The following is an 11,095-nucleotide window of genomic DNA, read 5'->3' on the forward strand; positions in this document are numbered from 1 at the left end:
CTTGTGAAAACTAGTGAAACTCTCAGGTAAAAGGACAGGGGATAATATTGATTTCAAGGGTCGAGTATTATCTATTCGGCTTTTTTTTGTGATTAAAAGAGGAGGAGAAAAATGAAGGCTGTATTAACTGTAATTGGGAAAGATAGAGTAGGTATCATTGCGAATGTATCTAATTTGTTATTTGAAAAAAATGCTAATATTTTAGACATTAGTCAAACTATTATGCAAGAATTTTTCACTATGGTAATGCTTGTGGATTTAGCTAATATTAATATTTCTTCAAAGGAACTAACTGAATTATTAATTACGATGGGTAAAGAGTTAAAAGTTTCAATAAAAATGCAACATGAGGATGTATTTAATTCAATGCATCTTGTATAGGAGGTAGAAAGTGAATATTAATCAGATTATGGAAACAGTAAAAATGTTAGAAGATGAAAAGTTAGATATTAGAACACTTACTATGGGGATATCTCTACTCGACTGTTGTGATTCTGATGGTAAAAGAGCTAGAGCTAGAATTTATGAAAAGATTATGAGACTTGCTGGAAACTTAGTTAAGGTAGGAGATGATTTAGCACTGGAATATGGAGTACCAATAATAAATAAAAGAATCTCAGTTACTCCGATTTCTTTGATTGCAGGAGCATCTAAGGATGAGAATTATGTAGAGTATGCAATAATGCTTGATAAGATTGCAAATGAGCTTGGAATAAACTTTATTGGTGGATTCTCTGCATTAATTCATAAGGGTTATACTACTGGTGATCATAGGCTCATATCTTCGATACCAGAAGCTATGAGAGTTACAGAGAGAGTATGTTCATCGGTGAGCGTTGCAAGTTCTAAAGTTGGAATCAACATGGATGGTGTTCGTGAAATGGGTCAAGTTATTAAAGAAGCTGCAAGGCTTACCGCTGATCGAGATGGTCTTGGTTGTGCGAAAATCGTAGTATTTGCAAATGCAGTAGATGATAATCCGTTTATGGCAGGTGCTTTTCACGGAGTTGGAGAACCTGAGTGTACTTTAAATGTAGGAATAAGTGGTCCGGGTACAGTAAAAGTTGCCCTAGAAAAAGTAAAAGGTGCTGATTTTGGTGTTGTAGCTGAGGTTATTAAGAAAACTGCATTTAAGATAACAAGGATGGGTCAATTAGTTGGAATGGAAGCTGCAAAGAGGCTTGATGTACCTTTTGGTATTGTAGATTTATCATTGGCACCAACACCTGCAATTGGGGACAGTGTTGCTAGGATACTCGAGGAAATGGGTCTTGAGGTATGTGGTACTCATGGAACAACTTGTGCACTAGCAATGCTCAATGATGCAGTTAAAAAAGGTGGAATAATGGCTTCTGGATCTGTTGGAGGCCTAAGTGGTGCATTTATACCAGTAAGTGAGGATGAAGGTATGATTGCTGCCGTAGAAAAAGGAGCTTTAAACATTGAGAAACTAGAAGCTATGACTTGTGTTTGCTCAGTAGGTCTTGATATGATTGCCATTCCAGGAGATACTTCTGCAGAAACGATATCAGCAATTATCGCTGATGAATGTGCAATTGGAATGATTAATAATAAAACTACTGCAACAAGGCTTATACCAGCACCAGGTAAAAAAGTTGGGGACAGTGTAGAATTCGGTGGACTTCTTGGACGTGCACCAGTTATGAAGGTAAGTGAATTCTCAAGTAACGATTTTATAAATCGTGGTGGAAGGATTCCAGCACCTATACATAGCTTTAAGAATTAGAAATTTATTAAGTGTTAGTTAGAAAAGAAAAATTTGATCCAATTTCAATAAACAAACACAAAAGGTGGCTATATCAAAATAATTGTTTAAATTATTTTGATATAGCCATTTTATTATTGTTTTAGAATATCTTAAACACAATTTTCGTATAATATTATATATATTGCTAAAGATAATAATGGTGATGTGAAATGATTGAAGATAAAAATATAAATGTAAATTTGTATAATAATTATGATAAAAATTTTTCTTTAATTGATGAGACGCTAAAAGATTGTCCTGATATTGTAAGGAGAAAAGTTATTTTAAATTCAGGTAAAAAGGGTTGTTTCTTTTTTGTTCAAGGTCTATGTGATATTGATCTTTTTCAAAGAGATTTTATGACTCCTTTATTAAAATTAGAAAAATTAGATTCAGATGATATAATATATCTTCCAAGTAAACTTCCAGTAGCAGGATTAACATTTCCTTTAGTAATAGATAGTTTAATAAAAGATATATTAGCTGGAAATGCAGTTTTTATATGTGAGGGATTAAGTGTAGGGATTTCATGTACACTAAAAAAATATGAAAAAAGAAATATACAAGAGCCAGAAGGAGAAAAGAGCGTAAGAGGAGATCACGATGGTTTTATTGAAGACATGGCTACAAATATTTCTACTATTAGACGAAAACTAAAAACTCCCAATCTAAAATTCAAGGATTTTAGTGTGGGTAATATATCACACCAGACTATTTCTGTAGTGTACCTTGAAAATGTTGCAAACCCAAACTTGCTACAAATTATTACGGACAAAATTAATCAAATAGATACTGACAGTCTTATAGCAATTGGATATTTAGAACAAATTATAGCAGATCATCCTAATTCTATTTTTCCTCAATACCTTGCTACAGAAAGGCCAGATAAAGCTATAGCAAGTTTACTTGAGGGTAAATTTGTAATAATGCTTCAAGAAACCTCTTTTATATTGATAGCACCTGTAACCATTCATGCATTCACTCAAGCACCTGAAGATTATACAACACACTGGATAGGTGCTACTTATCTAAGGTTATTACGGACGATCGCAACATTAATAGCATTATTTCTACCAGGGATATATATTGCATTACTAAGTTACCATTATTACATGATACCGTTATCGTTACTAATACCACTCGCAGAGTCTAGAGTAAAGGTACCTTTTCCTCCTGTAATTGAAGCGTTTTTGATAGAGTTTATGATAGAAATGGTAAGGGAGGCTTCAATAAGACTTCCTTCTTTTATAACTGGATCTATTAGTATTGTTGGAGGCCTGGTAATAGGGCAGACAGCAATTCAGGCTGGAGTTGCAAGTGACCTTATGGTAATAGTAGTTGCGGCTTCTGCCATCGCAGGATTTACTATGCCTACTTATGATTTGGGGATTTCTATTAGAATTTGTAAATATATTGTAATGTTATGTTCATCAATATTTGGTATTTTGGGAGTATTAATTCCCATGGTAACATTACTTGCACATTTATTAGTTTTAGATTCTCTTGGAGAACCATATTTTCAACCTATAGCACCATTTAAGTTTGGTGATTTAAAAGATACTTATATAAGGGCTCCAATTAGATATTTAAAGAAAAGGCCAGATGTAGCGAAACCACTTGATAAGGAAAGAGGTAAAAAAAATGGATAATCGCGCAAATAATATTACATCTGGTCAATTAATGGCACTTGTTGTATCAATTCAAGTAGGTATAGGTAGTCTTAATTTACCAAATTATTTATCTCAAGATTCTGGCCATGATGGTTGGATTTCGATCCTTATATATGGTTTAATAATAACTGCTATAATTTCAATTATAATAAAGCTTATGAATAGATATAACAATAAATCCATATACGAAATAAATAATTGTTTATACGGAAAATATTTAGGGAGGTTGTTAAATTTATTTATAGTTTTATATTTATGGTACAGTGCATGTTTATATTTAAGAATTTATACAAATGTAATACATGTTCATTTATTAAGATCAACGCCCTCATTAGTATTATGTATTTTCACCATAATACCTACTTACTACTTAGCATGGTATGGAATAAAATATGTAGCTAGATTTGCACCTTTTATATATATTACCTTGGGTTTTTGCTGTTTCTTGTTTTTTCTTGCATTTAAAAACTTAAGATTTAGTTTTTTAATGCCTATTGGGCAAAGCGGGATAGAAGGTATAAAAGCTAGTTTTAGTCCTTGCATTTTTGAGCTTCTGGGCTATGAGGTAATTTCAGTCATATATCCTGAGGTTACAAATAAAAAAAAGTCTATGAAATATGCAATAGGTGCAAATGTTATTACAACTATATTTTGTATAATTCTTCTTTTAGTTACTACTTCTTTCTTCGGAGAAGAAATGTTAAAAAAAAGTTTGTATCCAATGATTAAACTATCTAGATCCTATAAAGCCCCAATAATTGAAAGAATGGATGTACTATTTATTGCTATATGGTTGCCGGCTATGGCTATGGCAACAAGAGGATATTTTTGTGTAACCTATTATAGTATAAATAAATTATTAAATCTAAAGAAAAAAGGTATTCATTTATTTGTATTTACCACAATAACTATATTGTTAAGTAATGTGCCAAAAAGTATCTCACAGATTAATATTTATGAAAATAGTATGACAATATCTGGAGCTATATTTTCAATGTTTTTAGTTATATGTTATATATTTTCATTCATACGAAAAAAAGGAGTGAAACCACATGTATAAAAGGATAAGAAAAACATTTGTATTATTAATAGCTATTCCATTTATACTTTGCGGCTGCTGGGATCAAGTTTTAGTAGAGAAAACTGGGTTTATGACCATAGTAGGCATGGAGACAGCTCCTGGGGGAAATTTGAAACTTACCTATGGCATGCCAGTAATTGATCCAGATGTTACTAAATCTAGAGGAGAAATATTTGATACTGAAGCAAATTTAACAAGGATAGCTAGGGATAATGTAAATAGACGATCAGGAAAAAATATGCTTGCAGGTAAAATTCAAATAATTTTATTTTCTAAAGAAATTGCTGGTCAAGGACGTATATATGATATAAATTCAATATTTGAAAGGGATCCATCAGACGCAATTCTTGCATGGGTAGTGGTTGTTGATGGGAGCCCTAGAAGTTTAATACATCAAGCAGAAGATAACTTTACGGATAAACCAAGACCATCTATATATATGAATGAAATACTTGAGAGAGCAGTTGCAACCGCTAGCACCATTGAAACAAGAATATATAATTATGACCTAATAAGCGTAGCCCCAGGAATTGATAACATTACCCCATTAATAAAGATTGCTGATAAATCTATTGAAGTTAAAGGTTCTGCCTTATTTTCAAAGGGCAAAATGGTTGGAACTATAAATGCACAGGAAAATGGACTATTAACTTCAATGATGAAGACGTTAAAGCATAAAAAATTCACCTATAATGCTAGCCTTCTACCAGTGGCTGATGAAAGCTATAGTGAAAAACAAAGTGCAGCTATTCAACTCTTTCAAAACAGTAAGAAAATAAAAGTATCAATAAGAAATAATAAGCCTGTAGTAGATATTTATTTAGACTTTTCTGGTAATGCAGATGAGTATAAATGGGATAATTTAAATGATGAAAAAGAGGTTAAAAAATTTGATGAGCATTTTCAAGAGCAAATACAACAAGAATGTCAAAAGTTAATCGAGTATATGCAAAAAATAGGCAGCGATCCTATTGGTATAGGAGATATGGTAAGAGCTAAGAATAACGATTACTTTAAAAAAGTAGATTGGCATACGACATATAAATCAGCACAAATAACAACTCATGTTAAATTTCATTTAATTGAATATGGAGATATACAGTAGTGTTTACCTAGTAAGTGATAGTTAAATTGAGTATCTAAACATAATATAGATTATTGCTATAATGCTACTCAATTTATCCTCTCTGGTTTTTAATTTTTATTCTTTTCTGCAACAATTTTTATGAACCCAATTTTTATAGACTTCTTGAAATCCTAGGTTTGTATAACAAATTACGTCTCCAGGCAAAATTGGGTTAGAACATACCTCACAAGTAGCATTATAACTAGCTGTTTTTGTAATTCCAAGCCATAGGGGCTCATTAAGTTTAATTAACTCTGTTTTAAGTTCACTCTCAGTAAATTCTTTGATTATTAGCTCGCGTAAAAAAGCAGAAAAATTATTTTCTCCATGAGTTAATTTAGATTTTTTTAGTGCTAGGCTATAGACATGCTCTGGCAGAGTAATTGATACTTTTTTACTCATTATAATTAACTCCTATAGTATTAATATATACTAATATAATATGAATATTAATAAAATTTGTGCATATTTTATGATTATTAAGATTGATTTTGTTGTTATTATGTAGTTGTGTTTTTATATAAATGGATATAAGAACAATTTTAATTTAAAATTTATGTGAAATAAATTTATGTACAAGCTAATTTTAAAATTTATTATGAATATAAAGTATATTATTTTATAGTTGAAGTGTTTTTTGTTTTTTAATCGTTATATTATATGTAGGTACAAAATGGGGGGGGTGATGGTTATTCAGGAGGAACAATTTGCAAACTATATAAAACAATATGAACGTTTAATCATCACTATATGTCTATCTTTTACTAAGAGCTATTTTGATGCGGAAGATTTAGCACAACAAACGTTTTTGTCTGCATATACAAATTATAGTAAATTTGATGGGGTTAATTTTAAGGCATGGATTACAAGAATTGCTATAAACAAATGCAAAGATTTTCTTAAAAGTCCTGTAAGAGTAAGTTTTAGTTTATCTAATGAAGATTTTGAGTGCTTGAAGGATAAGGGGGATACGCCTGAGGAAGTGCTTTTAGAGAAACATAGTAAGACAAAAATATATAAATTATGTGAAAGATTAAAAGAACCATATAGAACTGTTTCCATTAATTATTTTTGTGAAGATATTAAACTTTCAGATATGGCAAAAGATACAGGGATAAGTTTAAAAACATTACAAACACATCTTTATAGATCAAAAAAGCTTCTTAAAAATTTATGGAAGGAGGAGTGTATGTGAGAATTATATTATTTAATGAAAATGGTCATTTAACTAAAGAATTGCTACAAAAGTTTAAAGCGGGTTCCTTAAGTGAGAATGAACTAGTTTTAATGTCAGAACATATATGTTTGTGTGAAACCTGCGCTGATGTTTTAGCTGATAGTTTTAATGATAATGAACTTGCAGATGCTCCTTTAGGATTTGAGCAAGAGGTACTAAGTAAAATAAAAAGCAAGAAAAAAAGTAATACTCAGTTTGTATATTATTCTCTTAGGGTAATAACTGCAGCAAGCATAGCGTTGATATTTGTTTTTTCAAATTCATTAAATTTTTTAGCAAATACAAAAAATAAACCATTGGATGTAACCCCTATAAGTTTAAGCTCAATAAACACAGTTAATATAAGTCTTAACAATTTCTCAAGAAAAATAATTAATATGGAGGTATTTAACAATGAAAAAGGAAAAAAATAAATTTTTAACTTTTGGGTTTTCACTTATGCCTGGCGCGGGTCACATGTATTTGGGATTTATGAAGATGGGACTATCACTAATGACAATATTTTTCTTCATAATATTTCTATCAAGTTTTCTTTCTATAGGTCCACTTCTCTTTATTTTGCCGTTAATTTGGTTTTATTCATTTTTTGATTGCTTAAACAAGAGGTATTCCACAGATGAAGAATTTTTACTTTTAGAAGACAAGTATTTATTTTCTCTTGACGAAATTGTAAAAATAGATAAAAATGTATTAAAAAAACATAGTTTGTTTTCAGGAATATTATTAATACTTCTTGGTAGCTACTTGATATTTAACAATGTTATTAATAGCCTATCTCAATATATGCCACAGAATGTATATAATTCTATTGGTGATTTAATTAGGATGGCCCCACAGATAATAGTGGGTATTGTAATAGTTGTTATTGGTGCAAGGCTTATTATAGGTAAGAAAAGAGAGCGTGATATGAATGATTAAGGGACGCCGTGTGGGTACGTTTACGACTGGTATAGTTTTAGTTATGTTTGGTGGAATGTTTTTACTCAAGTTAATATATCCAAGCATTGATTATTTAAAAATATCATCACTGTGGCCAGTGATTTTAGTTTTATTAGGAGTTGAAATTATTGTCTCATGTTTAATAAATAAAGATGAGATTATGAGGTATGATTTTGCTGCAATAATTTTAATAATAATATTATCTTTATTTTCAATGGGTATGGGATGTATGGAGTATGCAATTACTCATATTGATTTGTTAAGAAATATATTGTAAGTTTTATATAATAAAAAAGTAGCTATAGGGTAAGTACATTTTAAATGGACTTATTCTATAGCTATTTAAATTGAATTTATGGTATTATTAGCATAATTTGGAACAGTTGCTACTTCATTTCATAAAATGTGATATAAAGCTTATAAAATAAAGGAGCCATTATGTATAATTATTATAGAGATAATATTATAAAGCAAACAATTGTAGCTTATGCAAGTGGAGATGTAAATGGGGATAGAATACCCGATAATGTATATTTAACAGGTATAAAGACATATGATAGCCAGTTCATTGAAAATATATTGCTTGAAATACAAAATGGCATGTCTGGTGAGGTTACTAAGATAGAATTCGGCGACAATGCAGGGTATAACCCTACTATTTTCTTGGGAGATTTTACTGGTAATGGAGTGGATGATATATTAATAGGGATCAATTCAGGTGGTAGTGGTGGAATAATGTATTATTATATTTATTCTTTTATTAATAGTAAAGTACAAGTATTATTTGACTTTAATGTATATAATAATTTATATAAATATGATGCTATATATAAAGACAATTATAAGGTTGAAGTTATTAGTAAAACAAATAATCAAAAATATATCATTGATATAGCAAGCAGGGAATCTGATTATTTAAATGAAATATATTATACAAATGGAAAATTAAAGGCCACAATCAATGGATTTGTAAATCCTTTAAGCGGACTATACCCTGTGGATTTTGACTCAAATAAAGTGTATGAGCTACTGGCATATCAAAAAATTGCGGGTAGATATAATGCAGACTCTTTAGGGTATGTCTTAAATACTTTAAAATGGAAAAACAATGTATTTGCTTTGTATAATCAAAATATCGCTATTTTCGGAGAACAAATATAGGTATATCTTGATATAAATTTAAAGGAGAAATAGTATGAAAGTTGAATATAATAGAAAATTAGCAACAGATTATGCCATGAAGTATGCTCTTGTGCCAAACCAATATTATAAGTTTTACCAATTTGTTAATGGAATTGGTGGAGATTGTACTAATTATGTTTCTCAGTGTTTAAGAGCAGGGGGGGCAACGATGGATTACTCTAGTAGTAGACCTTGGTGGTATGATAGAAGCGGTAAAGCATCAATTTGTTGGGCTGTAGCTAATTCACTGTTCTGGTATTTAAAAACTAATCAAAAATTAAATAGAAATGTTGTTAAGGGTTTTGAGGTAGAGGATCTAAGTAAACTTGAACTTGGAGATTTAATATTTTATGAAAACCATAATAATTCTATTTTTCATGCTGCAATAATAACATCATTTATAGAAGAACCGACAGGTAAAGAGCCTCGAATATCTCAACATTCATACAATCAAATTAATGAAACATATATAAAAAATTATGATTATAAAAAAGCACACTTTCTTAAAATTACATTATGATAATTATATGAGTAATATCATAAAATGCACTTAACTCATGCTCCATTGCATGAACACCACATTCTGTTTCTTTTCCGTAACTTAATAAACCATTTATAGATGGGGTTTATTTAAAATTCTATCTTTTTGTATATTAAAAATTTAGGTTAACAATATAAAGTGATAAGATTAAAATTGTAATTTTACCTTTAAAATGATACAATGAATTAATGAATTAAAAGCAAATATAATATATAAATTGTATGAAAAATATTTTAAAATAATTAATGGGGTGAAGTCTATGTTAGCTTATAATAAAATTTCTGGAACTAAAAAACCTGAAACAACATCTAGCATAGATATAGATAAACTTACTTGCGTTAAAATTAATATGGAATTAAAATATAATTTGGTCATAAAACACCTAGAAGCGATACACGCTTTCTAGGTGTTTTATTTTTGAAATTTGGGATATGTGTAATTTTCAAATGTTATTTATTATTATGTTATGCTTTGTTAAAAAATAAAAAGGATTAAAAGGAGAATTTATTTATGAATAAAAGTGAAATTACAATTAAGGGACTACCTGTAAAAACAAATAGATTAGAAAGTGGTGATGTTAATTTACTCTTTAAAATAGGAACTTATGATGATATGGAATCAGTTTATAGAGTAGTTGTAAAAAAAGATTATTGGAGAGATGCGGTAATAGGTATGGAGAATGTAAATTATTTTGTGATTAAAGGAGAAATTAAAGCATGTGTAAATCGAACAGGTACTCCTTTTATTTCAGTAGAAGCAACATCTATAAAAATATTTCACTTGTTAAAAGATGAAAATGGACAAATAGATTTAAATTATGAAATGCCAATTGGTACTGATGAAATAATGGATATATCAAGGTTAGTAAATGAAAATGAAGGTATGTCTTTAAAACGATCAAAAAATAAGGCGTTAAATTATATGAAAAATAATAATAAATTTAATAAACCAATCGTTGTAAAAAAAGGAAGTCTTGTTATTGTATCAGGACATGATCAATATGCAGCGGCACAGGAACTTGGAATAAATAATGTTCCAATCTCATATTTAGAGAATTAACAAGTGGGAACTATGTTCCCACTTGTTTTTCGTAAAAATCACATTGTTAAGATAGTTTGAGGTAACCTGTAAAAGAAATTATTAGTATATTTGGAAAAGTAGTACATAAATCATTCACGATTAAAATATAATAAGCATAAGATAAAGGATAGCTGCATAAATTGCAGCTTTTTTTTATAATAATATTTACAAATACGAATCACAATACAATATGTTATGCAATTATTACAAAAATTAAAGATTTGAAATATTTATTTTTTATTTATTCAAAAAAGTATTGATAAGCATAAATTTATATGATATTATTAATAAAAATTATGAATTATGAATAATATAAAAATTATTTATTCATAAAATGCAACTATGCGGTGATGATTTTATAGGGTATCGGTACCCAATTATTTGTAAATGTGCAAATAATATTGATCTGAAATAAATATAATTTAGACCAGCTAGTTAAAGTCAACTATTTATTTTAAAATTGTTTATAGT

Annotated in this window: 14 protein-coding genes; 13 read left to right on the plus strand and 1 reads right to left on the minus strand. The window is 29.3% G+C overall.

The window, feature by feature from the left end; genetic code table 11:
* Window positions 1–111: 111 nt before the first annotated feature.
* The 5 genes from Q0649_RS14780 to Q0649_RS14800 all read left to right on the plus strand — a co-directional run bounded on the left by Q0649_RS14780 (window position 112) and on the right by Q0649_RS14800 (window position 5,624).
* Window positions 112–381 (plus strand): ACT domain-containing protein, encoded by a 270-nt coding sequence (locus Q0649_RS14780; RefSeq protein ID WP_220315368.1) that lies wholly within the window; start codon window positions 112–114, stop codon window positions 379–381.
* A gap of 10 nt (window positions 382–391) precedes the next feature.
* Window positions 392–1,747 carry a PFL family protein gene (locus Q0649_RS14785; protein WP_298843655.1) on the plus strand — a complete coding sequence of 452 codons (1,356 nt, stop codon included), beginning with the start codon at window positions 392–394 and terminating at the stop codon, window positions 1,745–1,747.
* Between the two features lie 191 nt (window positions 1,748–1,938).
* Entirely contained in the window at window positions 1,939–3,417 is a 1,479-nt protein-coding gene (locus tag Q0649_RS14790) for a spore germination protein (protein ID WP_298843658.1), read from the plus strand.
* A complete protein-coding gene (locus Q0649_RS14795; protein WP_298843661.1) occupies window positions 3,410–4,498 on the plus strand; it encodes a GerAB/ArcD/ProY family transporter in 1,089 nt (362 codons plus the stop codon). Before Q0649_RS14790 ends, Q0649_RS14795 begins: the two co-directional genes overlap by 8 nt.
* Complete coding sequence (locus Q0649_RS14800) at window positions 4,491–5,624, plus strand: Ger(x)C family spore germination protein (protein WP_298843663.1); 1,134 nt, start codon at window positions 4,491–4,493, stop codon at window positions 5,622–5,624. The genes Q0649_RS14795 and Q0649_RS14800 overlap by 8 nt, the downstream gene beginning before the upstream one ends.
* 96 nt (window positions 5,625–5,720) lie before the next feature.
* Here the strand turns inward: Q0649_RS14800 and Q0649_RS14805 are convergent, their stop codons facing one another.
* Window positions 5,721–6,047 (minus strand): hypothetical protein, encoded by a 327-nt coding sequence (locus Q0649_RS14805; RefSeq protein WP_298843666.1) that lies wholly within the window; start codon window positions 6,045–6,047, stop codon window positions 5,721–5,723.
* Between the two features lie 280 nt (window positions 6,048–6,327).
* Between Q0649_RS14805 and Q0649_RS14810 the strand changes: the two genes are divergently transcribed.
* The 8 genes from Q0649_RS14810 to Q0649_RS14845 all read left to right on the plus strand — a co-directional run bounded on the left by Q0649_RS14810 (window position 6,328) and on the right by Q0649_RS14845 (window position 10,603).
* A complete protein-coding gene (locus Q0649_RS14810; protein ID WP_298843670.1) occupies window positions 6,328–6,840 on the plus strand; it encodes an RNA polymerase sigma factor in 513 nt (170 codons plus the stop codon).
* Window positions 6,837–7,295 (plus strand): hypothetical protein, encoded by a 459-nt coding sequence (locus Q0649_RS14815; RefSeq protein ID WP_298843672.1) that lies wholly within the window; start codon window positions 6,837–6,839, stop codon window positions 7,293–7,295. Before Q0649_RS14810 ends, Q0649_RS14815 begins: the two co-directional genes overlap by 4 nt.
* Window positions 7,276–7,800 carry a hypothetical protein gene (locus Q0649_RS14820; protein WP_298843675.1) on the plus strand — a complete coding sequence of 175 codons (525 nt, stop codon included), beginning with the start codon at window positions 7,276–7,278 and terminating at the stop codon, window positions 7,798–7,800. Before Q0649_RS14815 ends, Q0649_RS14820 begins: the two co-directional genes overlap by 20 nt.
* Window positions 7,793–8,098 carry a LiaI-LiaF-like domain-containing protein gene (locus tag Q0649_RS14825; protein WP_298843678.1) on the plus strand — a complete coding sequence of 102 codons (306 nt, stop codon included), beginning with the start codon at window positions 7,793–7,795 and terminating at the stop codon, window positions 8,096–8,098. Before Q0649_RS14820 ends, Q0649_RS14825 begins: the two co-directional genes overlap by 8 nt.
* A gap of 161 nt (window positions 8,099–8,259) precedes the next feature.
* Window positions 8,260–8,982, plus strand: a complete 723-nt coding sequence (locus Q0649_RS14830) for a VCBS repeat-containing protein (protein ID WP_298843681.1) — start codon at window positions 8,260–8,262, stop codon at window positions 8,980–8,982.
* Between the two features lie 34 nt (window positions 8,983–9,016).
* Window positions 9,017–9,523 (plus strand): amidase domain-containing protein, encoded by a 507-nt coding sequence (locus Q0649_RS14835; RefSeq protein WP_298843684.1) that lies wholly within the window; start codon window positions 9,017–9,019, stop codon window positions 9,521–9,523.
* A 280-nt stretch (window positions 9,524–9,803) separates the two neighbouring features.
* The gene (locus Q0649_RS14840) at window positions 9,804–9,950 is read left to right on the plus strand and encodes a hypothetical protein (protein ID WP_298843687.1); all 147 of its coding nucleotides are present in this window, start codon (window positions 9,804–9,806) and stop codon (window positions 9,948–9,950) included.
* Between the two features lie 104 nt (window positions 9,951–10,054).
* On the plus strand, window positions 10,055–10,603 hold the full coding sequence (locus Q0649_RS14845; protein WP_298843690.1) for a hypothetical protein: 549 nt from the start codon (window positions 10,055–10,057) through the stop codon (window positions 10,601–10,603).
* Window positions 10,604–11,095: the final 492 nt, after the last annotated feature.

Origin of the sequence: uncultured Clostridium sp. (genome assembly GCF_937920395.1) — a bacterium.
Classification (GTDB): domain Bacteria; phylum Bacillota; class Clostridia; order Clostridiales; family Clostridiaceae; genus Clostridium_AD.

Excerpts from the sequence above, each read along its gene's own strand:
- Q0649_RS14780 (WP_220315368.1), top strand. The coding sequence starts at position 112 with ATGAAGGCTGTATTAACTGTAATTGGGAAAGATAGAGTAGGTATCATT.
- Q0649_RS14790 (WP_298843658.1), top strand. The coding sequence starts at position 1,939 with ATGATTGAAGATAAAAATATAAATGTAAATTTGTATAATAATTATGAT.
- Q0649_RS14795 (WP_298843661.1), top strand. The coding sequence starts at position 3,410 with ATGGATAATCGCGCAAATAATATTACATCTGGTCAATTAATGGCACTT.
- Q0649_RS14800 (WP_298843663.1), top strand. The coding sequence starts at position 4,491 with ATGTATAAAAGGATAAGAAAAACATTTGTATTATTAATAGCTATTCCA.
- Q0649_RS14805 (WP_298843666.1), bottom strand. The coding sequence starts at position 6,047 with ATGAGTAAAAAAGTATCAATTACTCTGCCAGAGCATGTCTATAGCCTA.
- Q0649_RS14820 (WP_298843675.1), top strand. The coding sequence starts at position 7,276 with ATGAAAAAGGAAAAAAATAAATTTTTAACTTTTGGGTTTTCACTTATG.
- Q0649_RS14825 (WP_298843678.1), top strand. The coding sequence starts at position 7,793 with ATGATTAAGGGACGCCGTGTGGGTACGTTTACGACTGGTATAGTTTTA.
- Q0649_RS14830 (WP_298843681.1), top strand. The coding sequence starts at position 8,260 with ATGTATAATTATTATAGAGATAATATTATAAAGCAAACAATTGTAGCT.
- Q0649_RS14835 (WP_298843684.1), top strand. The coding sequence starts at position 9,017 with ATGAAAGTTGAATATAATAGAAAATTAGCAACAGATTATGCCATGAAG.
- Q0649_RS14840 (WP_298843687.1), top strand. The coding sequence starts at position 9,804 with ATGTTAGCTTATAATAAAATTTCTGGAACTAAAAAACCTGAAACAACA.
- Q0649_RS14845 (WP_298843690.1), top strand. The coding sequence starts at position 10,055 with ATGAATAAAAGTGAAATTACAATTAAGGGACTACCTGTAAAAACAAAT.